The 20,455-nt window shown below is 58.5% G+C and carries 23 protein-coding genes; 15 read left to right on the top strand and 8 right to left on the bottom strand.

Going from position 1 to position 20,455, the window contains the following annotated elements; genetic code table 11:
- Nucleotides 1–171: 171 nt before the first annotated feature.
- Nucleotides 172–1,641, top strand: coding sequence for a diguanylate cyclase (locus ASF29_RS09445; RefSeq protein WP_062450443.1), 1,470 nt, complete (start codon nucleotides 172–174; stop codon nucleotides 1,639–1,641).
- Nucleotides 1,642–1,763: 122 nt separating this feature from the next.
- Nucleotides 1,764–1,907 (top strand): hypothetical protein, encoded by a 144-nt coding sequence (locus ASF29_RS24320; RefSeq protein ID WP_156462593.1) that lies wholly within the window; start codon nucleotides 1,764–1,766, stop codon nucleotides 1,905–1,907.
- A gap of 13 nt (nucleotides 1,908–1,920) precedes the next feature.
- Here ASF29_RS24320 and ASF29_RS09440 read toward each other — a convergent pair whose 3' ends face one another.
- Nucleotides 1,921–2,457 carry a MarR family transcriptional regulator gene (locus ASF29_RS09440; protein ID WP_062450442.1) on the bottom strand — a complete coding sequence of 179 codons (537 nt, stop codon included), beginning with the start codon at nucleotides 2,455–2,457 and terminating at the stop codon, nucleotides 1,921–1,923.
- 112 nt (nucleotides 2,458–2,569) lie between these two features.
- On the opposite strand from ASF29_RS09440, the gene ASF29_RS09435 reads away from it, so the two are divergent.
- The 6 genes from ASF29_RS09435 to ASF29_RS09410 all read left to right on the top strand — a co-directional run bounded on the left by ASF29_RS09435 (nucleotide 2,570) and on the right by ASF29_RS09410 (nucleotide 9,891).
- Nucleotides 2,570–4,096 (top strand): MDR family MFS transporter, encoded by a 1,527-nt coding sequence (locus tag ASF29_RS09435; protein ID WP_062450441.1) that lies wholly within the window; start codon nucleotides 2,570–2,572, stop codon nucleotides 4,094–4,096.
- A gap of 81 nt (nucleotides 4,097–4,177) precedes the next feature.
- Nucleotides 4,178–5,188: a ligase-associated DNA damage response exonuclease gene (locus ASF29_RS09430; protein WP_062450440.1), complete on the top strand. Its 1,011-nt coding sequence runs from the start codon at nucleotides 4,178–4,180 to the stop codon at nucleotides 5,186–5,188.
- A 100-nt stretch (nucleotides 5,189–5,288) separates the two neighbouring features.
- A complete protein-coding gene (locus tag ASF29_RS09425; protein WP_062450439.1) occupies nucleotides 5,289–6,914 on the top strand; it encodes a cisplatin damage response ATP-dependent DNA ligase in 1,626 nt (541 codons plus the stop codon).
- A gap of 117 nt (nucleotides 6,915–7,031) precedes the next feature.
- The gene (locus ASF29_RS09420; RefSeq protein WP_062450438.1) at nucleotides 7,032–7,979 is read left to right on the top strand and encodes an alpha/beta fold hydrolase; all 948 of its coding nucleotides are present in this window, start codon (nucleotides 7,032–7,034) and stop codon (nucleotides 7,977–7,979) included.
- Between the two features lie 88 nt (nucleotides 7,980–8,067).
- Entirely contained in the window at nucleotides 8,068–8,961 is an 894-nt protein-coding gene (locus tag ASF29_RS09415; protein WP_062450437.1) for a L,D-transpeptidase, read from the top strand.
- 195 nt (nucleotides 8,962–9,156) lie between these two features.
- Complete coding sequence (locus tag ASF29_RS09410; protein WP_062450570.1) at nucleotides 9,157–9,891, top strand: L,D-transpeptidase; 735 nt, start codon at nucleotides 9,157–9,159, stop codon at nucleotides 9,889–9,891.
- 313 nt (nucleotides 9,892–10,204) lie between these two features.
- On the opposite strand, the gene ASF29_RS09405 is transcribed toward ASF29_RS09410, so the two are convergent.
- From ASF29_RS09405 to ASF29_RS09395, 3 genes are all read right to left on the bottom strand, one after another.
- Nucleotides 10,205–10,594, bottom strand: a complete 390-nt coding sequence (locus tag ASF29_RS09405) for a hypothetical protein (RefSeq protein WP_062450436.1) — start codon at nucleotides 10,592–10,594, stop codon at nucleotides 10,205–10,207.
- Nucleotides 10,595–10,824: 230 nt separating this feature from the next.
- Nucleotides 10,825–11,664 carry a hypothetical protein gene (locus tag ASF29_RS09400; protein WP_062450435.1) on the bottom strand — a complete coding sequence of 280 codons (840 nt, stop codon included), beginning with the start codon at nucleotides 11,662–11,664 and terminating at the stop codon, nucleotides 10,825–10,827.
- A 64-nt stretch (nucleotides 11,665–11,728) separates the two neighbouring features.
- Nucleotides 11,729–12,175, bottom strand: a complete 447-nt coding sequence (locus ASF29_RS09395; protein ID WP_062450434.1) for a MarR family transcriptional regulator — start codon at nucleotides 12,173–12,175, stop codon at nucleotides 11,729–11,731.
- Between the two features lie 193 nt (nucleotides 12,176–12,368).
- Between ASF29_RS09395 and ASF29_RS09390 the strand changes: the two genes are divergently transcribed.
- Entirely contained in the window at nucleotides 12,369–12,791 is a 423-nt protein-coding gene (locus ASF29_RS09390) for an organic hydroperoxide resistance protein (RefSeq protein WP_062450433.1), read from the top strand.
- Nucleotides 12,792–12,893: 102 nt separating this feature from the next.
- Here ASF29_RS09390 and ASF29_RS09385 read toward each other — a convergent pair whose 3' ends face one another.
- Nucleotides 12,894–13,340: a MarR family transcriptional regulator gene (locus tag ASF29_RS09385; protein ID WP_062450432.1), complete on the bottom strand. Its 447-nt coding sequence runs from the start codon at nucleotides 13,338–13,340 to the stop codon at nucleotides 12,894–12,896.
- A 118-nt stretch (nucleotides 13,341–13,458) separates the two neighbouring features.
- Between ASF29_RS09385 and ASF29_RS09380 the strand changes: the two genes are divergently transcribed.
- From ASF29_RS09380 to ASF29_RS09370, 3 genes are read left to right on the top strand one after another with little or no spacing between them, the layout of a single operon-like run.
- Nucleotides 13,459–14,187 (top strand): thioredoxin family protein, encoded by a 729-nt coding sequence (locus ASF29_RS09380; RefSeq protein WP_062450431.1) that lies wholly within the window; start codon nucleotides 13,459–13,461, stop codon nucleotides 14,185–14,187.
- Between the two features lie 10 nt (nucleotides 14,188–14,197).
- Nucleotides 14,198–14,686, top strand: coding sequence for a DUF1579 domain-containing protein (locus ASF29_RS09375; RefSeq protein WP_062450430.1), 489 nt, complete (start codon nucleotides 14,198–14,200; stop codon nucleotides 14,684–14,686).
- 40 nt (nucleotides 14,687–14,726) lie between these two features.
- Nucleotides 14,727–15,506 (top strand): VOC family protein, encoded by a 780-nt coding sequence (locus tag ASF29_RS09370; RefSeq protein ID WP_062450429.1) that lies wholly within the window; start codon nucleotides 14,727–14,729, stop codon nucleotides 15,504–15,506.
- Between the two features lie 64 nt (nucleotides 15,507–15,570).
- Here ASF29_RS09370 and ASF29_RS09365 read toward each other — a convergent pair whose 3' ends face one another.
- A complete protein-coding gene (locus ASF29_RS09365; RefSeq protein ID WP_156462592.1) occupies nucleotides 15,571–16,008 on the bottom strand; it encodes a hypothetical protein in 438 nt (145 codons plus the stop codon).
- 76 nt (nucleotides 16,009–16,084) lie between these two features.
- Nucleotides 16,085–16,978 carry a LysR family transcriptional regulator gene (locus ASF29_RS09360; RefSeq protein ID WP_062450427.1) on the bottom strand — a complete coding sequence of 298 codons (894 nt, stop codon included), beginning with the start codon at nucleotides 16,976–16,978 and terminating at the stop codon, nucleotides 16,085–16,087.
- A 127-nt stretch (nucleotides 16,979–17,105) separates the two neighbouring features.
- Here ASF29_RS09360 and ASF29_RS09355 point away from each other — a divergent pair, with 127 nt between their 5' ends.
- The 3 genes from ASF29_RS09355 to ASF29_RS09345 are packed head-to-tail and all read left to right on the top strand — an operon-like array spanning nucleotide 17,106 to nucleotide 18,662.
- Complete coding sequence (locus ASF29_RS09355) at nucleotides 17,106–17,837, top strand: SDR family oxidoreductase (RefSeq protein ID WP_062450426.1); 732 nt, start codon at nucleotides 17,106–17,108, stop codon at nucleotides 17,835–17,837.
- 1 nt (nucleotide 17,838) lies between these two features.
- Complete coding sequence (locus tag ASF29_RS09350) at nucleotides 17,839–18,312, top strand: carboxymuconolactone decarboxylase family protein (RefSeq protein ID WP_062450425.1); 474 nt, start codon at nucleotides 17,839–17,841, stop codon at nucleotides 18,310–18,312.
- Nucleotides 18,309–18,662 (top strand): Atu4866 domain-containing protein, encoded by a 354-nt coding sequence (locus ASF29_RS09345; RefSeq protein WP_062450424.1) that lies wholly within the window; start codon nucleotides 18,309–18,311, stop codon nucleotides 18,660–18,662. The genes ASF29_RS09350 and ASF29_RS09345 overlap by 4 nt, the downstream gene beginning before the upstream one ends.
- A gap of 163 nt (nucleotides 18,663–18,825) precedes the next feature.
- Here ASF29_RS09345 and ASF29_RS09340 read toward each other — a convergent pair whose 3' ends face one another.
- Nucleotides 18,826–20,388 carry a helicase HerA-like C-terminal domain-containing protein gene (locus tag ASF29_RS09340; RefSeq protein ID WP_062450423.1) on the bottom strand — a complete coding sequence of 521 codons (1,563 nt, stop codon included), beginning with the start codon at nucleotides 20,386–20,388 and terminating at the stop codon, nucleotides 18,826–18,828.
- Nucleotides 20,389–20,455: the final 67 nt, after the last annotated feature.

Here is a 20,455-nt window from a genome sequence, read left to right as displayed (position 1 = left end):
TGTTCTGGGATAAATATATTCACAATTACAGAGAGTGTTTCAGCACATCTTAATTGAGCATAAGTGATTCTTATCTAGCATCACTTATGCCGGACTATGTCCGTGAAGTATGTCTTCCGTATGCAAGATCAATGATGTACGGGGAAACTTGAGTTTAGAGGTTCTTGCGAAATGCGTGAAGATAACGGTGCTCGTTCTTTGAGCATGCAGGCATTGACGACGGAGTTTCTGAGTGGCGGTGTTTCCGACATCCGCCTGACCGATCTTTTGGACAATATACCCGAGATGGTATTTTTGAAGGATTCGGAAGGCTATTATACCTATATGAACCCTGCATCGCTGGCCTGTCTCGGCCATGAGCCCGATTTTCTGCGCGGACGGCGGCTGACGATCTACGATATGGCACCGCCCGAAGTTGCGCGGCGGCTGGATGAGATCGATCAGCACATTCTGGAAACCGGTGAAGGCATTTACGAGGCGGAACAGCGCGTCGCTGGCAAGGAAGGGCAGGTGCGCTGGTATTCTGGAACGCGCATCCCCATTCGCAACGATCGGGGAGAGATCGTCGGTATTGCTGGCATATCGAGGGATATCACCGCAGCCAAATGGCAGGAAACACTGAGACGAAGCCACGCGACGCTTCTGGAGATGATCGTTCGTGGCAAGCCGTTGAACGTGATTCTCGAGGCCATCCTCGGCACGGTCGAGACCATTCTGGAAAACCTGTCGGGCTCCATCCTGTTTGTCGAACACAACCGCCTTCGCACGGCGGCGGCGCCGTCCTTGCCCAAAAGCTATACGTCACTGATCGACGGCGTCGAAATTGGCCCGGATGTCGGCTCCTGCGGAACGTCTGCGTGGCGGCGCGAAGCTGTCTACGTCAGCGACACGTTTCAGGACCCGCTGTGGAAGAACTTCGTCGAGACGGCCATGCTGCATGGCCTGCGCTCCTGCTGGTCGACGCCGATCATCGGCAATGGTGGCGTTCTGCTTGGCACCTTCGCGCTCTATTCCGGCACGGTCAGAACACCCTCACAGCTTGAAATCGAAATCATCGATATGGCGACCAACATTGCTGGCATCGCAATCGATCAGCGCCGCGCCGAAGAGCGGGTGCATTTCATGGCGCACCACGATCCTTTGACAGGGCTTTGCAACAGAAACCTGTTCTGGACGCAGTTCAGCCGGGCAATCCACGAGGCCAAGCGAGAGCAGCGGCTGGTGGCCATCACCTATCTCGATCTCGACAATTTCAAGCAAATCAATGATGTGCACGGCCACGCGGTGGGTGATGAGGTGCTGCGCAGTCTGGCCGAGCGGATATCCAGCTGTATCCGCGCATCCGATGTCGCCGTGCGGCTGGGTGGCGATGAGTTCGCCATTATCTTCTCCAATCCCAAGCACGATGAGGAAGGCATTCTGCGGCGGCTGGAAACCATCCGTCAGCGAGCCGCCGAGCCCATCGAGCTCGATACCGGCTCGATATCGGTGACCTGCTCTTCCGGCACGGCCTTTTACCCCAGCGATGGCGAGACGCCGGAAGCCCTGCTCGCCAGGGCGGACGCTGCCATGTACGAGGCCAAGAAAAACGGACGCAACGGCGTACGTTTCTTCGATCATTCGGCCGGTTCCGGTATCTGACGGCTGCGGCATATTGCCTTTGCGCCATCACCGTATGGCGCTGACGCCCGCCGATTGATCTGGCGCAAATTTCTCTTCTCAGGAGGGTCTAAGCTTTCTCCATCAATCTGATGGAGCGAATGATGACCAATCCCCACACGATCTTGCAGGCGGCAGCAACGCCGATCTTCGCAGGCCTTGCCATCGTGCTGTTGTTGTCTGTCCGCGAAATGGAGAGTTGGAAGCGAAGGCGGCTGGCTGGCCACCACGTCGTCAGGGAGCACTAACGTCCGTCGTACTTTATTGTTCGTCTTTGACGGTCGCCGCCAACAGCGCCATCGCATCCGGTGCAAGGCGCTTTTCGAAGCGGCCGATGAAGCGGTCGAACAGGCGGGCGAAGTCCGCCACGTCCTGTTCCGGCCAGTCGCTAACGACATCGCGGATGATGCCGATCTTGGCGTTGCGCATCTCTTCCAGAATGCTGCGCCCGAAGGGCGTGATCTCGATGACGCTGCGCCGCCCGTCTTCCTGCGAGGCTTCCCGCTTCAGCAAATCCCTGCCCACCATTTCCGCTACCACGCGGCTGCCGCGGGAGGGGTCGAGGCGCATAGCCTCGGCAATCGCGCCGACCGTCGCCGGAGTGTCCGCTCGGTTTACGATATCCAGCACGTCAATATGCGAAAGCTCAAGCCCCGGTGCCAGCTTGGCGATGGTCATCCGTCCGATGATACGCCGCCCGATCATCAGGCGCATGCGTGCCATCGTGCTGCTGATCGCCAGCACGTCATCCTGATCGATATCGTCACGATCTTGCGAAAGTGAAGCCGGCTTGTTCATTGCTCGCGAATCCCTCGTTTGTCGTCATCAACATATCACGATCCGAGAAATATGCCATTGACATATATATGCGGAAGGCACATAAATTTTCATCAAGCGTGAGAACCCTTCCATGGATATGTCTATTACCCCTGTGGCACCCCTCGTCGCGGATCGTCGTCGCAGGCTCGTTGTTTTCTTCTTTTTGATGTTCGCCATGTTCATGGCGACGCTGGACAACCAGATCGTATCCACGGCGCTACCGACGATCGTGGGCGAGTTCGGTGCGCTGGAACGTTTCGGCTGGATTGGTTCTGCCTATCTTCTGGCAACAAGTGCGGTCATGCCGGTTTATGGAAAGCTGGGCGACCTGTTCGGGCGCAAATATGTGATGATGGCCGCCATCGTCATCTTCACGCTTGGTTCTCTCGCATGCGGGCTGGCCTGGTCCATGAATTCGCTGATTGCCGCGCGCGTCCTTCAGGGGCTTGGCGGCGGTGGCATCATGGTGTCGATCTTTTCGGTCAATGCCGATCTGTTCGAGGCGCGCGAGCGGGCGCGTTACCAGAGCTATTCCAGCCTCGTCATCATGGCGTCGGGTAGCGTCGGCCCGGTTCTCGGCGGCACGATGAGTGATCTCTTCGGCTGGCGCTCTATCTTCCTCATCAATTTGCCGATTGGCATTCTCGTGCTCACGGGTCTGGCCTTCCTGCTGCCCTATCGCCGACCGGATCGGCAGCCGAAGATCGACTATCTCGGCGCGATGTTCCTTGCGCTGACGATCACCAGTGTCGTTCTCTGGGCCGACAGCGCTGAACTTTTCGGCTCCATCTTCGCGTGGAAAAGCCTAGCCATCGTCGCCTTTGCCGCCGTGACCGCGTTTTTGTGGATACAGGTGGAACGCCGCGCGCCGGAGCCCGTGGTGCCGTTGCGGCTCTTCAAGGACAGCACCTTTCCGCTGTTCATGATCGTGTCGCTGGTCAGCGGCGGTCTGGGCATCGGCATGGTCAATTATTACGCGCTGTTCTTGCAGACCACGACCGGACTGTCGCCCTCGTCTGCGGGCCTGTTCTTCATCGCCATCACCGGCGGCATCGTCATGGGGTCGCTGACGGCGGGTCGTCTGATTTCCAAGACGGGCAGCTACAAGATATTTTCCGTCATCAGCCTGTCCATCGGTGTGGTCGCCATGCTGTCGCTGTCGCAAATGCATGCGGGAACACCGCTCTTCATCATTGCCATCATTCTGTTCGGACAGGGGCTGGGCGTCGGGCTGGGCCAGCAGGCCCCCATCATCGGCGTTCAGAACTCGGCGCCCAAGGCGGATATAGGCGCAGCAAGTGGCGCGGTCGCCTTGACCCGCATGGGTGGTGCCGCCATCGCCATCTCGATCTATGGAGCCATCATCTCCTCTAACCTCAAGGGCGTTGCCGTGGATATTCCCGGCGTCGGCAAGATACAGGAACTGACGCCGAAGATGCTGGCGGAGCTGCCTGCGGCCTCGCAAAGCGCCGTTGCCAATCTCTATGCGGGTGCGTTCACGCCCCTGTTCTATGCGGCAGCAGCCACGGCCGCCATCGGGCTCATTGCGGCCCTTGCCCTCAAGAATGTCAGGCTGCCCGCCACCATTACGGAAAAGCCCGCCGCTGCTATCGAGTGATGTGATGCAAAAGGTTGCGGCGTCAGGAACGTGTTGCCGCCGCACGCGTTTCCTCCTCAACGCCGCAACCGATAGCACCTTATGAAGCCAGATAAATTGCTCTATCCTACGCCGAAGGGGCTTTATTGCCCGGTTGGCGATTTCTACGTGGACCCTGTGCGACCAGTACCACGGGCGTTGATTACCCACGGACATTCGGATCATGCGCGGGCCGGGCATGCTAAAGTTCTGGCGACGCGCCAGACGCTCGATATCATGCGCATTCGTTACGGCGAAGATTTCACGGGTTCCGAGCAGGCCGTGGATTTCGGAGAGACCATCGATGTGAACGGCGTGACCGTGGGTTTTCATCCCGCAGGTCACGTCCTTGGCTCGGCACAAATTTCTATTGCCCATGGCGGCATCCGTATCGTGGCGTCAGGCGACTACAAACGCGGCGTCGATCCGACATGCGCCCCCTTCGAGCCCGTGCCCTGTGACGTCTTCATCACCGAAGCGACATTCGGCCTTCCCGTCTTTCACCATCCAAGGCCCAGCGCTGAAATCGCCAAGCTCCTGACATCCATCCGGCAGTTTCCAGAGCGAACCCACCTTGTCGGCGCTTACTCCCTCGGCAAGGCGCAGCGGGTCTTGCGCCTTCTGCGCGACAATGGTTATCGCGAACCCGTCTATATTCACGGCGCGTTGGCCAAGCTTTGCAACTACTATGTGTCGCAGGGCGTAGACCTCGGCGATCTGCGGCCCGCAACACTGGAAAAGAGCAACCCCGCGCAGTTCAAGGGCGCGATTGTTGTGGGGCCACCCTCGGCCTTTCAGGAGAAATGGGCCCGCCGTTTCAACGAGCCGCTGATTGCCTTTGCTTCCGGTTGGATGATGGTGCGCCAGCGCGCCAAGCAGGGCGGCGTCGAACTTCCTCTCGTTATCTCCGACCACTGCGACTGGCCGGAACTGCTGGAAACGATCAAGGAAGTCGCGCCATCGGAGGTCTGGGTGACCCATGGGCGGGAGGAAGCTCTGGTTCGCTGGTGCGAGTTGCAGGGCATTCCAGCCCGCCCCCTCCATCTGGTGGGCTATGAGGACGAGGGGGATTGATGGCGCAGAGTTCGCAGCTTACTCCCCTTCCGGGGAAGATCGGCAGGGCAGAGGGATATGACCGACCCACAGTTGGCCAACATGGGGAGTACCCCATCCCATGAAAGCCTTCGCAACCCTTCTCGACCGCCTGGTCCTCACCCCGTCGCGCAACGGCAAGCTCAAGCTGCTGACCGATTACTTTCGCGACACTCCCGACCCCGACCGTGGATATGGTCTGGCTGCCATTGCGGGGACGCTCGATCTCAAGAGCGTCAAGCCGGCGATGCTGCGCGAACTGGCCCTGGAACGAATGGACGAGGTCCTGTTTCGCTACTCTTATGACTATGTCGGTGACCTTGCCGAGACGATTTCTCTGGTCTGGGACACCAGTCGAAACGGCGATCAGCTACCGGTGGAAGATCCGGGGCTGGGCGAAATCGTCGATCTCGTCAATTCTCTGGGACGCACCGAAGTTCGCTCGGCGGTCCGCGATCTCCTCGACAGGCTGGAAACGTCTTCGCGCTTCGCCTTTCTGAAGCTGGTGACCGGTGGTCTGCGCATTGGTGTTTCGGCCCGTCTTGCCCGCCAGGCACTTGCCGATTTTGCGGGCAAGGATATCACCGAAATCGAAACGCTGTGGCACGGTCTGCAGCCACCCTATGAGCCGCTTTTTGCGTGGCTGGAAGGGGCAGCGGAGCGTCCGGTTCTCGCCACGCCAGCGATTTTTCATTCCGTCATGCTGTCTACGCCTGTGGGCGACAACGATCTGCAAAACCTCGACCCGCAGGATTTCGTTGCCGAATGGAAGTGGGACGGTATTCGCGTCCAACTGTCCCGTTCAGGTGAGACGCGCAAGCTTTATTCCCGCTCGGGCGACGACATATCCGGGGCTTTTCCCGACATTCTGGAACGGATCAATTTCGATGGCGTCATGGATGGAGAGTTGCTGATCGGCGGTACCGCGCGCTCCAACAATGCCACGCGCACCTTCTCCGATCTGCAGCAGCGCCTGAACCGCAAGACGGTGACCGGCAAGATGCTGGAGGAATATCCCGCCTTCATTCGTGCCTATGACCTTCTGTTCGACGGTGAGGAGGACATTCGCGGCGAGGTGTTTCTGAACCGCCGCGAGAAGCTGTCCCGCCTGATCGAGGACGCCCCGCACGATCGTTTCGATCTGTCGCCGCTGGTTGCGTTCTCGACCTGGGATGAGCTTGAGACTCTGCGAAAAGCGCCGCCCGATCCGGTCATCGAAGGCGTGATGATCAAGCGCAAGGATAGCATCTACCAAGCGGGCCGCGCCAAAGGCCCCTGGTTCAAATGGAAACGCGACCCCTTCAACATCGATGCCGTCATGATGTACGCCCAGCGTGGCCACGGCAAACGCTCCAGCTACTATTCCGACTTCACATTCGGCGTCTGGTCGGAAAATGAAGATGGCGAGCAGCTTGTACCCGTGGGCAAGGCCTATTTCGGCTTCACCGACGCCGAACTGGAAGTGCTGGACAAATTCGTGCGTGATAATACGACGGAGCGTTTTGGCCCTGTGCGCGCGGTGCGCGCAACGCCGGATTTCGGCTTCGTCCTGGAGGTGGCCTTCGAAGGCATAAACCGCTCCAACCGACACAAATCCGGCGTCGCGATGCGCTTTCCGAGAATAGCCCGATTGCGCGCCGACAAGCTGCCGTCAGAGGCGGACAGGCTGTCGACACTCGTGGCGATGATCGACGGAAAAGAGGCCTGATCGCGTGCAAATTCCTGTTGCCATTTTCGAAATTCTCGAAAGCTTGAGTGGACAAGAGCCTGAATTTGGTGATGAAATGCCGTTGGGGGACGTAAACGCAAATCTGGATAGTCGCAGATGACAGACAGGCATGTAACCTCTTCCGGCAGCGTCTTACCAAGCCGCATCACACGTCGCTCGCTTCTCGCTGGCGCCGCGGGTCTTTCGATGGCGGCTCTGCTGCCCGTGCCGGGTGGTGCAAGTCTCATAATGCCTGAAAACCTGCCGCTGGAGGCGGGGGATTACGCCGAGGCGCGCAAGCGGTTTCACACGCACCTGCTGCGCAAGATTTCGGCACCGGAGAAATCGTCGCCCCTTGGCACACCCGATGGCGGTACGCGGGTGACCTATCCCGGTGGGCCCAACGGTTCCATCGAGCTCGTTGCGTGGCTTTCGAATTACACGCCGTCCAAGACGCTTAAGCCGGCAGTGCTATTCCTTCATGGCGGCAATGCCACGGGTGATGGGCACTGGGCGCTGATGAAGCCCTATTGGGACGCCGGTTTTGTCGTTCTTCTGCCCTCCTTCCGCGGTGAAAACGGCCAAAAAGGAAATTATTCGGGCTTTTACGACGAAACGGCGGATGCGCTGGCAGCCGCATCCTATCTGGAGAACCTGCCGGGTATCGATCAGGACCGACTTTTTCTTGCCGGTCATTCCAACGGCGGCACGCTATCCCTGCTGGCATCCATGACGCGCAAGTTTCGCGCCTCCGTACCCATATCGGCCGGAGTGAATTCCTGGCGTTACTTCAATCGTTACTCGGATGAGCTTTGCTTTGATGGCAGCAATCAGCAGGAGTTCATCATGCGCTCGTCGGTGTGTTTCGGGCCGAGCCTGAAATGCCCGACACTGCTTCTGCGCGGCACGGAAGAGCGTCCCTTCGACGCCGACCACAAGTTGCTGATGGAGCGCGTGCGTTCTGCGGGAATGCAGATCGACAACATGCTTTTGAACGGCACGCATAACGGTGTGGTGCCGGGCGCGGTGGTGGAAAGCATCCGCTTCTTCAATCAGTTTGCCTGAAGCGCGTCCGAACTGACCGTTTCTCCAGCTTCGCGCCAGCCGGGCAGGGCATTGTCATTGGCAACGATGACTCCTGTGAAGCGGTGCAATGACAGCTCTACCCCTGAAAACCTGCCGTCGCCTTCTGTCGCTTGCGGCGCTCGCGGTGATGCCGCTTTTGAGCGGCTGTCTTTTTGTGACGGATACCAGCCGCATGAACCCGGATGTTTTCGTGCAGGAAACGGCGCCGGTTTTCAATTATAACAATGCCGGTTCGATTCCCCGTCCGCCGTTGCCGCCGACGCCGGGCTCCATCAACAGTCGGCCTCCTGATCTTTTCCGGTCGCAGTTCCAGCAGCTCTACGGTCCACCTTCTCCGTCGCGCCCTCCCGCGTCCGGCCTGTCTCCGGCCTATAGCAACCAGACGCTGGGCTATGGGCTGCCGGTTTCCAACCCGCTGCATCGGGTGATGTATGACCAGATCAGCGATGATGGTCATACGCTTCCGGCCATTCCCTATTCCCGCGTCGATCCGCGCTTTCTGCGTCAGGACGTGGACTACCAGACGGCTGAAGCGCCCGGCACGATCGTCGTCGATACGAAGCAGCACTACCTTTATCTCGTGCAGTCTGGTGGCAAGGCGGTCCGTTACGGCGTCGGGCTTGGCCGCGATGGTTACGCGTGGGCCGGTCGCGGCAAGATACAGTGGAAGGCCAAATGGCCGCGCTGGACGCCGCCGGACGAGATGGTGCAGCGACAGCCGGAGCTCGCTTCGATTTCGGCTGCCAATGGCGGCATGATTCCCGGTCTCAACAATCCGCTCGGTGCCCGGGCGCTTTACATTTTCAAGGACGGAAAAGACACGCTGTATCGCGTCCATGGTACGCCGGATTGGCAGTCTGTCGGCAAGGCGACGTCGTCAGGCTGCGTGCGCATGCTCAATCAGGATGTCATCGATCTGTACGACCGGGTGCCGCAGGGCGCGCCGATTGTGGTTATCTGATCACGCCTGCCAAGAATGCTTGCTGAAACGGCCAGTGTTGCATCCGCGCAACTGGCCTTTAGTCATGTATTAACTACTATACCAATACGTGATCTGTCGTGGAACAAACGACGTACAGCGAGATTGATGGATGGTTCCCGCAAACCCGCGTAACATCCGCCCCAGTCGCTTCGATGTGAGAAAAACGGCCTTATGATGAGCACCGACACAGACTTTTCCAGACGTACCTTCCTTTCCCTTCTTGGCCTTTCCTCTGCATCGCTTTTGGCGGGTTGCGCGTCTTCCGGCGTCCGACCTTACAACAGCGTTGAGCCGGGCAGCCTTGCCAGCAACTTCGCGGGCGATTTCCGCTCCATGTTTGCCGGCGGCATTTCGGATGCAGAGCTTGCCGTCATGTACGGCACCGTAGAGGATGGCGGCTTCGTCATTCCCGCCGTGCCTTATCAGAAGATCGACCGCCGCTACTATCGCCAGCGCGTGGTAGATCCAACCGGCGAGCGCCCCGGCACCGTCGTAGTCGATACGCGTTCGCGCTTCCTCTATGTCGTCGAGCAGAACGGCTCTGCCATGCGTTACGGCGTTGGGATTGGTCGTGAAGGCTTCGCATGGTCGGGCGAGGGCGTCATCCAGTGGCGTCAGAAGTGGCCGAAGTGGACGCCGCCAGACGAAATGGTCGCCCGCCAGCCGGAACTGGTCAAGTTCTCCTCCAAGAATGGTGGCATGCAGCCGGGCCTCAAGAATCCACTGGGCGCCCGCGCGCTCTACATCTTCCAGAACGGCAAGGACACGCTCTATCGTCTGCACGGTTCGCCAGAATGGAACTCCATCGGCAAAGCCGTCTCTTCCGGCTGCGTCCGCCTGATGAACCAAGACATCATCGACCTCTACGACCGCGTGCCAAACAAGGCACGGGTCGTGGTTTGGCAGTAATGATGACGGTGAGGGCAGCTTTGTGCTGCCCTCACTTCGTTGAAGCGCGAACGTTGCTTTACGACCGGCCCGGACGTATCTCGGGGGTCCGACACTCCAGAACGAATTGGTTACAAGCCTTCACGGCAACCTGGCTGATTGTCGTAGAGGTTCCAGAGTTCTGTCAGGCGAAGGTTTGACGGCAATGCTCCAGATTCGTATATGCCAAGCACATCAGCCCCCGTTTAGTGGCGGTGCCGGACTTGTACCAAATTCGTCAGAGTGGGGTTTCCGTGCGTCAAGCCAGTTTAAGGAACGTGGTCAGCTTCCCGTTTTAATTCTTCGCTGACGTATGGCGTTTGCGTCCACCGACAATCCAATAAATCCACCCGAAGGCGTATGTACTCAAGATAAAAGCTGACATTGGTACGATGAAGAGGCCAACAAAAAATGCATAGAAACCGGGGACTGCGAGCCATTGAACCAATGCGTCATCGCTATCTACCCCCGGGAGACAGAAGCTTCCAGATGTTGCGCAGCTAAACGACGAAGCCGACCCCAATAATGCCAAGTTTATACAAATCAGGACTGCTGCAAAGCGATTGAAATTAATGCCGCGCTCCAGGTTTTCTCCAACGATTTTGCCAAATGCAGCAGAGACCAGAAGGCCGCAAACAAGTGCAATTATCGGAAATTTTGCTATGAGAGGAAAGATAATTGTCATTCCACATCCTCAATCTACGACGAAGGATTTTTTATAAGCTTCCATGTTGATCAAATGGTAAACGAGGATGCGGAGCCCTTACGGGTAGCCGGTTCGGGCAAAATCCGAAATTCACTTTTAGTGGGCTATTTCGTTTTAGCATAAGTAAGACGACAGTAAATTGCCGTACCTGACGCCGACCTCTCCATCGGCGCATTCACCCTGTCATGCATCGTCCACCGCTTTTGATTCTATTCAGCCACAGCGCGTCTGTCTTCCGGTATCGGATATCGCTCCCCATTATAGACAAGACGCATTGTCTGCGGCTTGCTGGTGACGGTCTTGTCTTTGCATTCATTGTCTTTTTCGACGAAGCTGGTCCTTGTGGATTTCGTTTCAACCAATGTTATGTCAGCGTAACCATTGGTTCTTTTAGAGCTCATCGCAAGCGTGCTCTCACTCGACTGAAACTCACCGGCGCAGTTCGTGTCCCATTCGCCCGCATTCTGTGAAACGATCAGGCCATCGAGTACCGGGCGGAGCGAACCATTTTCTATGACATACAGCCACAAGCCCACGCCATAATAAGGGTTTGGCCTGGAGCTGCCGGTGGTCGATATACGCAAGCCGAAGGCCGTCTGTTCTTGTGTGAGCCTGTAGCGCGCCGTGTCGAATTCGACTGCACTGATGCTTACAGCATCGTCTGTCATCCTGTCGGCAAGAAGCAGGCGATGTTTGACCGCTAAACTGGCCGTCTCGATCACCAGAAGTTCGAGGTCGCCTATGGTTCCGTCATCATTTGTGGACTTGATCAGGGGCACCGCGACCAATGCGAGTTGAGGATTTGCCGGCCAGACACGGCATTTCACCGTGTGCGGCGTGTCACCGATGGTTTCGCCGTCGTTGATCTGGATTGTCGATCCGCCGAATTGAAATGTCGTTTCGTCATTCTTCTGCGCGTCAGGATAAGCGGTGCGGATTATGGTCTCAACCCTGCCGCCGCAACTCGAACTCTCGCCTGCCTGTGCGTCGAGCGCTGGGACGCCCAGGATAGCGGATAAGAGGATAGCCCTGGCAAATTGAGCAAGCATTGGTGAGTTCCGTGGGATGGATTGGCCGTGCGTGACAGTATCGGGATCTCGCCACGTTTCAAACCTAGTCCTTCACCAAATTCTCCTTCAACGCATTCAACCGGTCCCGCAGCTGCCCCAGCTCGTCAAGGCTGCACCCCGTTGCCTCACCGATCGAGCGCATGACGTTGGCTGCTTTCTTTTTCAAATCCGCACCTTCTGGCGTCAGCGCAATCAGCACCTGACGTTCGTCCACCGTGCCGCGCTTGCGGGTGATAAGCCCGGCTTGCTCCAACCGCTTGAGAAGCGGGGAGAGTGTGCCGGAGTCCAGTCCCAGCATTTCGCCCAGCGTCTTGACGGTGGCGGTTTCCTTTTCCCACAGCGCCATCATGACGAGATATTGCGGATAGGTGAGGCCGAGCGGCTCGAGAAGCGGCTTATAGGCGCGGTTGAACGCATGGGCTGCGCCATACAGCGCAAAGCAGATTTGCAGGTCTAGCCTCAAAAGGCCTTCCATCGTTCCGTCGTCCATCGTGTGAGCTCCAAATGCGGCTGAGTAGGGAACAATTTATCCCGTCACTCGGTTCCTGCCGCATGCAACAAGCAATGCAATCTCCATATCACCAATCGCAGAAAGAGAAAACATTCTCAATGTGCAAAATTATATTGCGCACAATTTAATTGTGAGCTATATGAAGTCCAGCATCACACAAAGGAGCAGTGACATGGCAATTCTCTACACGACGAAGGCAACTGCAACAGGCGGCCGCGCCGGTAACGCCAAATCGGAAGACGGTGTTCTCGACGTCACGTTGACGGTGCCAAAGGCGCTTGGCGGTGACGGCGCGACCGGCACGAACCCCGAGCAGCTTTTCGCAGCCGGATATTCGGCCTGCTTCCTTGGCGCGTTGAAAAACGTTGCCGGCAAGGAAAAGGTAAAGATTCCTGAAGACACGACTGTGACAGCAAGCGTTGGCGTCGGCCCACGCGAGGACGGCACCGGCTTTGGCATCGACGTTTCGCTTTCCGTCAATATTCCGGGTCTGGACAAGGAAACGGCAGAAAGCCTGGTGAAGAAGGCGCATATCGTATGCCCATACTCCCACGCCCTGCGCACCTCTACGGAAGTTCCTGTTTCCGTCGCCTGAAGGCTTCAGAAATGACGACGATGGAAGGGCTGGCCTTGTGCCGGCCCTTTTTCGTTGAACGGCCAGACACGAAGGTCGCTATCTGGCCGTCTACCGTGAACGTCACCTGATATCCGCAAGATCCCGGCGAAGCCGATCTGCGTCGCCGCTGGCGATCTGAGCCTCGACCTCTTCGTGAGTCTGTGTCCATACGGGCAGGGCAGACATCAGAACCGCCATGCCCTGTTCGGTCAGTCGCAGACGCTTGCCGCGCTTGTCCCTCGGGTCTGTCTCGATGGACAGAAGCCCACGTTTTTGAAGAGGCTTGAGGGCCGCGGTCAAGGTTGTTCGATCCATTGCCAGAAGATTGGCCACCGGCCCCATGGGCGGTGGCTCCGGCCTGTTGAGCGACATGAGCAGGGAAAACTGCCCATTTGTCAGCCCGAGCGGTTTTAGTGCGGTGTCAAAGCGCCGTGCCAATGCACGGGCAGCACGCTGCGCATGCAGGCAAAGACACGTGTCCTTGACGAAAACAGTAGTGGAAAAAGGAATCGCGGTTGCGTTTGACATCAGCAATATATGTTGATATCAACGTAAATAGTCAAGCATTATGCTTGCAGGCTTTGCGTAATATGGTTTGCCGTGATGGCGCGTCTGCCGGGAGGGCGGGCGACAGGAGGAGAGTGCCATGCAAAATGCCGTCGTTTCCAAGGAGAAGTGGCTGGAGGCGCGCCGGGCGCTTCTGGCGCAGGAAAAAGAACTGACCCGCGCCCGTGACAGGCTGAACGAAGCGCGCCGCGCTTTGCCATGGGAGCTTGTTTCCAAGGATTATTCCTTTGATACACCTGAGGGCCGCAAGTCGCTGGAAGACCTTTTCGGCGCAAGCAGCCAGCTGATCGTTTATCATTTCATGCTCGCCCCGGACTGGGAAGAGGGCTGCGTCGGATGCTCGTTCTTCGCAGACCATGTCGACGGCGCGATCATTCATCTGCAACACGGCGACGCCGCTTTCGTCGCTGTTTCCCGCGCGCCGCTGGCCAAAGTCGAGGCCTACAGGAAGCGCATGGGCTGGAAATTTCCATGGGTTTCGGCAGAGGGAAGCGACTTCAACTATGATTACCAGGCATCCTTCAGTGATGACGACGTGGCATCGGGCACCATAACCTATAATTACACGGATATGCCCGCCATGGGTGAGCTGAAGGACCTCCACGGTATCAGCGTATTTGCCAAGGGAGACGATGGCCAGATTTACCACACCTATTCCACCTACGCCCGCGGTGCGGAACAGACACTGACGACGCTGATGCTGCTGGACCTCGTGCCCAAGGGCCGCAACGAGGAGGGCACCATGGACTGGGTGCGCCGCCACGACCAGTATGAGGACGCGCCGAAGGCCGCCAGCTGCTGCCACTGAGGAGAAGACCATGAAATGCGCAGAACCGCAGAAGGAACACCAGTTCCTGCACCGAATGGTCGGCAAGTGGAAAATAACATCGACCACCAGCGATGCCAATTACGATCCTGACGACCCGGAACAGTGCTTCACGGAGACCGTGCGCTCCATCGGCGGTCTATGGATCGTTGGCGACAGCAAGGGCAGGATGCCGGACGAATCGCCCATGACGGCGGTTCTGACCATCGGGTTCGACCCCGCCAAAGGCCGGTTTGTCGGCTCATGGGTCGGCTCCATGATGACCAATATGTGGGTCTATACGGGCTGGCTGGAGCCGGATGGAAAGACACTGGTGCTGGAGGCCGAAGGGCCGAAATTCGATGGCAGTGGCGATATGGCGCTTTATCGCGATGTCATCACATTGCACGATGATCATCACCGGACCTTTGCAAGCAGCAGTCGCCAGCCGGATGGCAGTTTCAAGGAATTCATGTCGTCGGAATTCCACCGCGTCGAATAGGCAATTCCGGGAGAAAATCCCGCCAATGTGGAGTGATACAATGTCTGGTACCCACGGAAAATTCATCTGGGCGGAGCTGATGACGCCGGACAAGGATGCCGCTGGCCGCTTTTATAGCCATGTCGTTGGCTGGGAACTGAAGGATTTCGGCTCGCCGGAAATGGGCTATAAAATCTTCGAGGCCAATGGCGTCGGCGTTGGCGGCATGATGGAGCTGACCGACGAGCACAAGGGCGAGGGCATCCCACCCAACTGGACGCGCTATGTGGCGGTGGATGATGTGGATGCCACAGCCAGGCTGTTCGAGGAAAAAGGCGGCAAGATCATGCGCCCGCCTCAGGACATCCCGGAGGTCGGCCGTTTCGCGGTGGTAACGGACCCCTTCGGCGCAGTGTTGTGCATCATGAAGCCAAAGCCGATGGATAGCAGCGGCTTTCCCGAAGACACCAGCGCGCTCAACGGTCACGTCGGGTGGAACGAGCTTTTCACCGATAATGTCGATGCCGCCATGGATTTCTACGGCACCGTCTTCGGCTGGGAGAAGAACCATGATGTCGACATGGGCGAAATGGGGCCATACCGCATCTTCGCCCACAAGGACAAAGCCTTGGGCGGCATCATGAAACGCCTGCCACAGGTGCCTGTCTGCCATTGGGGCTATTACTTCAATGTCGATGGCCTCGACGAAGCCATCACCCGCGTCAGCACTGGCGGCGGCAAGGTCATCAATGGACCGATGGAAGTGCCCGGCAACACGTGGATCGCCAATTGCATCGATCCGCAGGGCGCGTATTTCTCGCTGGTGTCTATGCGAAAGTAGTGTTCGATAAAGCGCAGGGGATTACGCGGCTCGGCCTCTTCCAGCGTCCGGGTCGCGTTCCCCTCTAGAATGATATTATGCGTGTTTCGACAATAAGAACGCATCCTGAAGGGCAGTGCAGTCGCGCATGAACCGTCGCGGTGGTGCCTTTCCACCGTCCGGCGCAGATCATGTCCGGCTCCGTCGCGGTTTGATCTGGAGCAGGGTGGTCCAGACCGAGGGCATCACAACCTGCCCTGAGCGCCGGGATCGCGCTTTCGCCATTGGCAGCAACATCGAATTCCTGCCGGGCTATTTCGGGCATTGTGCCGTCTGCCAATGTGATGTCGACGGGAGATTTGGGCCGGAGCGTTAGATGCCCAGCATTGATGAACGCTTCGAGCAATGCGGATGTCGGCGCGGACGGCAATCTGCTCCAGCTCAATTGTGCAACGAGCAGAGTAGCTGTCAGCGCGATCGAGCAGATCACGAAGAATGCAATTTTCGATACCCTGTGGCTCAAATTATCCCCAAACAATCCATGCCCACGCACTCTCTCTGGTTGATGAATTCGGATTCTGGCGCGGGTGTGACGTGTCTCACACCCTCGGCAACCGCATGTGATCGATAAAGGCCCTCAGCTTCGGAGCCAGATTTCTGCGGCTGGGATAATAGAGGTAGAAGCCTGCGAAGCTTGGAGAGTGGTTTTCCAGCATGGATACGAGTTCACCGCGCTCGATATAGGGGCGGAAGGTCTCTTCCATGCCGAAGGTGATGCCGGCACCGGCGCAGGCCAGCTTGATCATCAGCTGCATGTCATTGGTGGTGAATTCGGGCTCGACCGCGACGGCAAATTCGCGGTCATCCTCGGCAAATTCCCATCGGTAGGGAGCAACCCCCGGGCGCGGTCTCCAGCCGATGCATTTGTGATTGATCAGGTCGCGGGGATGGGCGGGCGGGGGGTGTTTGGCCGCGTAGCCCGGCGAACAGACGGCAAGCTGCCGCTGTTCGGTGGAAACCGGCACGGCAATCATGTCCTGTTCGATCAGCTCCCCAAGCCTGATGCCTGCGTCGTAATGTCCGGCGACAATATCGAACTCCTCATCCGTGACCACGATATCCAGCTGCACATGCGGATGCGCTTCGGCGAAACTGGCCAGCAGCGGACCGGACAGAGCGCGCTCGGCAATGGAGGAAACCGCCAGCCGCAACTGACCGCGCACCACACCGCCCAGAGAAGAAGTGGCCTCTGCCGCCTGCACGAGATTGCCGATGGAAGGCGAGACATCGACATAAAGCTGCTGTCCGGCTTCCGTCAGGCTGACACTGCGTGTCGTGCGATGCACGAGTGCAATTCCCATTGTCTCCTCGAGTTTGCGGATCGTCTGGCTGACAGCTGAGCGCGTCACGCCGAGGCGATCTGCGGCAGCGCGGAAATTCCGCTCGTCTGCCACCATGCAGAAGATCGAGAGAGCATTGAGGTCGATGTTCATTGGTTAGCAAATCTACCCAGCGCGTTAAACATTGAGGCGGTTATCGCGACAATGCCACTGGACTATCTTGCTTGCAACAGCAGTTCTTCCAGAAGGAGGAGCGCTGGAAAGCAAAGGAGATCAAATCATGGCATTGAACAAAGTCGTTCTCATCACCGGCGCATCCAGCGGTATCGGCGTCGGCATTGCCCGCGAGCTTGCAGCAGCGGGAGCAAAGCTGGTTTTGGGCGCACGCCGCGTGGACCTTCTTGAAGCGCTCGCAGAAGAGCTTCGCAAGCAAGGCGAAGATGTTGTCGCCCATCCCCTAGATGTGACCGATCGCGCCAGCATGGAAGCCTTTGCAGAGGCTGGCCGCAAGGCTTTCGGTCCAATCGACGTCATCGTCAACAATGCGGGCATCATGCCGCTGTCTCTTATGTCGTCGCTCAAGGTCGATGAGTGGGACCGCATGATCGACGTCAACATCAAGGGCGTGCTGTACGGCGTTGCCGCCGTCTTGCCCGAGATGACCAGCCGCAAGTCCGGCCAGATCATCAACATCGCATCCATCGGCGCTCTCGCGGTTTCGCCCACGGCTGCGGTCTATTGCGCCACGAAATTCGCGGTGCGCGCCATTTCGGATGGTCTGCGCCAGGAAAACAAGGACATCCGCGTAACCTGCATCCACCCGGGCGTGGTGGAAAGCGAACTGGCAGGCACCATCACCGATCCCGCCGCTGCGGAGCTGATGAAGGGTTATCGCTCCGTTGCACTGAAACCCGAAGCCATCGGCCGCGCCGTGCGCTTCGCCATCGAGCAACCTGACGATGTCGACGTCAATGAAATCGTCGTTCGTCCAACTGCAAACCATGGAGGCTAAAATGAAAATCATCTTTCCATTCGCCCTTGCCGTCGTAACGTTGGTGGCCGCCACTGCAGCCTTTGCCAATCCCGAGCAGCTGGAAGACAGGCTGCAACGCGGGGATCAGGTGATCCGCACGCTCAACAACGGCGAGCCGCAGCAGAATCTCGAACGCATGCGGCAGGAATTTCCGTTTCTTGCCGAAGCGACAGAAGGCTATGCGCTGGGTGAAGTCTGGTCCCGTCCGGGGCTGGACAACCGCACCCGCCAGCTCGCCGCCGTTGCCGTCATGGCGGCCCTGGGTGAGCGCAACTTGATGAAGGTCCACGCCGGATACGCGCTCAATGTCGGCGCGACCGATGATGAGCTGAAAGAGATGATCTACCTCGTCACGGTGCCGGCAGGCTTTCCGAAGGCGATTGCGGCCTCGCAGACGCTGTCCGAACTTTTTGAAGAACGCCGCAATGCGGCCAGTAAAGGAGCAGGCGAATGACCATTCTCTCCACATCCATCGCTGTCGCCCTGGCGGCAGCATCCATTGAAGCCGACCCGCAGCGGTCGGCCCCAGTCCTGAAAACCAGCACGGCGGACCAAACAGCCCAAGCGCAAAGCCATCCCTATATCGGCATGTGGGTAACGGGAGATGGCCGCATCCGGCAGGAGCTGCTGCCCAATGGCCGTTACGATGAGGCGCGAGGTACCCGCAAAAGCGCCTATCAGGGCCGTTACGAGGTGAAGGGCAACCGCATCGAGTATTGGGACGATACGGGCTTTACCGCGGATGGCGAGTTCCGTGACGACGTGTTGTATCACGGCGGAATGGTATTTTACCGGGAGAAGTAACGACAACACTCCCTCATTCCTGTGCTTGTCACAGTAATCCAGTCAGCCCAAGTCCTTGGGCTGAAAGAACGTCTTCGTCGCGCAGACGCGCAGCACTGGATTCCTGTGACAAGCACAGGAATGAGGGGCTGGGCTTCCGTCCCGCGCGGGAACGACGACAACCCTACCGCCGCAAACTCCCCAAAATACCGCGCACCAGCGCACGCCCGACCGAACTCGCCACGGTGCGGGCCGCGCTCTTCATCGCCGCTTCGATCACCGTTTCGCGCTGATAGCCGCTGGTTTTGCGAGCGCCGCCGGTGGTGGAGGCTTGCTTGGGCTCCTCGTCGCCGAAGCCGGGCAGTTTCCAGCGGCTTGCCGCCGTGTCTGGCTGGCTGGCCTGTTCTTCGGCGGCACGCTTTGCAGCCTCCGCCTCGGCGGCTTTCTGAGCCCGGGCGGCCAGAAGTTCGAAGGCGGATTCGCGGTCCAGGTCGGTGTCGTAGACACCGGCAACCGGGCTGGTGCTCATGATGCTGCGGCGTTCGTCATCGCTGACGGGGCCGACGCGGCCAGATGGCGGGCGAACCAGCGTGCGCTCCACGATGGAGGGCGCGCCCTTGTCGCCCAGCGTCGAAACCAGCGCTTCGCCGGTGCCGAGTGTTGTGATGGCATCTGCCGTGCTAAAGGCCGGGTTCTGGCGGAACGTATCGGCTGCGGTTTTAACGGCCTTCTGCTCGCGCGGCGTATAGGCGCGCAGCGCATGCTGCACGCGGTTGCCCAGCTGGGCCAGCACGGTTTCCGGCACGTCCAGCGGGTTCTGCGTCACGAAGTAAACGCCCACGCCCTTGGAGCGGATGAGGCGGACGACCTGTTCCACGCGCTCCACCAGCACGCGGGGTGCATCGTTAAACAGCAGATGCGCCTCGTCGAAGAAGAAGACGAGCTTCGGCTTGGTGGGATCGCCCACCTCAGGGAGCTCTTCGAAGAGTTCGGAGAGCATCCACAGCAGGAAGGTGCCGTAAAGGCGCGGATTCATCATCAGCTTGTCGGCGGCCAGAACCGAAATCGTGCCGCGACCATCGCTGGTGGTGCGCATGATATCGGAAATCTTCAGCGCCGGTTCGCCGAAGAAGTGTTCCGCACCCTGCTGTTCCAGCACCAGCAGCCCGCGTTGCAGCGAGCCGACCGAGGATTTGGAAATCAGGCCGAACTGGTTGGAAAGCTCCGACGCATGTTCACCCATGTAGTTGAGCAGCGCCTGCAAATCCTTGAGATCCAGCAGCGGCAGACCACCCTGATCGGCAATCTTGAAGGCGATGTTCAGCACGCCTTCCTGCGCTTCCGATGCATCCATCAGGCGCGCCAGCAGAAGCGGTCCCATTTCAGCAATAGTGGCGCGCACGCGGTGGCCTTTTTCGCCGTACAAGTCCCAGAAAATGACCGGAAACTGCTCGAAGGCGAGATCGGTAAAGCCGATCTGCTCGGCGCGTTTCGTCACCCAGTCCTTGGCCTCACCCTTGGCCGCAATACCGGAGAGGTCGCCCTTCACGTCGGCGCAGAACACCGGCACGCCCGCCTTGGCAAAGCCTTCCGCCAGCACCTGAAGCGACACGGTTTTACCCGTGCCGGTGGCGCCGGTGATGAGGCCGTGGCGGTTGCCGAATCTCAAGTCCAGATATTCGCCCTTGTTGAGGGTGTCGTCGGGATTGCGGCTCGTTCCGATATAAAGCTTTCCGTCCTGCAGCATCTGGCGATCCCTCCGGTATAGCGGGCAATGGCTGCCCTTTATCCATTCTTTGCAATATACTTATAGG

It is taken from the genome of Rhizobium sp. Leaf262, assembly GCF_001422245.1.
GTDB lineage: Bacteria > Pseudomonadota > Alphaproteobacteria > Rhizobiales > Rhizobiaceae > Agrobacterium.
Note: the sequence above shows the minus strand (reverse complement) of the source record. Positions and strands in the feature narration are given on the sequence as shown.

What these genes read in the sequence shown, in the direction of transcription:
- ASF29_RS09445 (WP_062450443.1), top strand. Translation starts at nt 172, where the DNA reads ATGCGTGAAGATAACGGTGCTCGTTCTTTGAGCATGCAGGCATTGACG.
- ASF29_RS24320 (WP_156462593.1), top strand. Translation starts at nt 1,764, where the DNA reads ATGACCAATCCCCACACGATCTTGCAGGCGGCAGCAACGCCGATCTTC.
- ASF29_RS09440 (WP_062450442.1), bottom strand. Translation starts at nt 2,457, where the DNA reads ATGAACAAGCCGGCTTCACTTTCGCAAGATCGTGACGATATCGATCAG.
- ASF29_RS09435 (WP_062450441.1), top strand. Translation starts at nt 2,570, where the DNA reads ATGGATATGTCTATTACCCCTGTGGCACCCCTCGTCGCGGATCGTCGT.
- ASF29_RS09430 (WP_062450440.1), top strand. Translation starts at nt 4,178, where the DNA reads ATGAAGCCAGATAAATTGCTCTATCCTACGCCGAAGGGGCTTTATTGC.
- ASF29_RS09425 (WP_062450439.1), top strand. Translation starts at nt 5,289, where the DNA reads ATGAAAGCCTTCGCAACCCTTCTCGACCGCCTGGTCCTCACCCCGTCG.
- ASF29_RS09420 (WP_062450438.1), top strand. Translation starts at nt 7,032, where the DNA reads ATGACAGACAGGCATGTAACCTCTTCCGGCAGCGTCTTACCAAGCCGC.
- ASF29_RS09415 (WP_062450437.1), top strand. Translation starts at nt 8,068, where the DNA reads ATGACAGCTCTACCCCTGAAAACCTGCCGTCGCCTTCTGTCGCTTGCG.
- ASF29_RS09410 (WP_062450570.1), top strand. Translation starts at nt 9,157, where the DNA reads ATGAGCACCGACACAGACTTTTCCAGACGTACCTTCCTTTCCCTTCTT.
- ASF29_RS09405 (WP_062450436.1), bottom strand. Translation starts at nt 10,594, where the DNA reads ATGACAATTATCTTTCCTCTCATAGCAAAATTTCCGATAATTGCACTT.
- ASF29_RS09400 (WP_062450435.1), bottom strand. Translation starts at nt 11,664, where the DNA reads ATGCTTGCTCAATTTGCCAGGGCTATCCTCTTATCCGCTATCCTGGGC.
- ASF29_RS09395 (WP_062450434.1), bottom strand. Translation starts at nt 12,175, where the DNA reads ATGGACGACGGAACGATGGAAGGCCTTTTGAGGCTAGACCTGCAAATC.
- ASF29_RS09390 (WP_062450433.1), top strand. Translation starts at nt 12,369, where the DNA reads ATGGCAATTCTCTACACGACGAAGGCAACTGCAACAGGCGGCCGCGCC.
- ASF29_RS09385 (WP_062450432.1), bottom strand. Translation starts at nt 13,340, where the DNA reads ATGTCAAACGCAACCGCGATTCCTTTTTCCACTACTGTTTTCGTCAAG.
- ASF29_RS09380 (WP_062450431.1), top strand. Translation starts at nt 13,459, where the DNA reads ATGCAAAATGCCGTCGTTTCCAAGGAGAAGTGGCTGGAGGCGCGCCGG.
- ASF29_RS09375 (WP_062450430.1), top strand. Translation starts at nt 14,198, where the DNA reads ATGAAATGCGCAGAACCGCAGAAGGAACACCAGTTCCTGCACCGAATG.
- ASF29_RS09370 (WP_062450429.1), top strand. Translation starts at nt 14,727, where the DNA reads ATGTCTGGTACCCACGGAAAATTCATCTGGGCGGAGCTGATGACGCCG.
- ASF29_RS09360 (WP_062450427.1), bottom strand. Translation starts at nt 16,978, where the DNA reads ATGAACATCGACCTCAATGCTCTCTCGATCTTCTGCATGGTGGCAGAC.
- ASF29_RS09355 (WP_062450426.1), top strand. Translation starts at nt 17,106, where the DNA reads ATGGCATTGAACAAAGTCGTTCTCATCACCGGCGCATCCAGCGGTATC.
- ASF29_RS09350 (WP_062450425.1), top strand. Translation starts at nt 17,839, where the DNA reads ATGAAAATCATCTTTCCATTCGCCCTTGCCGTCGTAACGTTGGTGGCC.
- ASF29_RS09345 (WP_062450424.1), top strand. Translation starts at nt 18,309, where the DNA reads ATGACCATTCTCTCCACATCCATCGCTGTCGCCCTGGCGGCAGCATCC.
- ASF29_RS09340 (WP_062450423.1), bottom strand. Translation starts at nt 20,388, where the DNA reads ATGCTGCAGGACGGAAAGCTTTATATCGGAACGAGCCGCAATCCCGAC.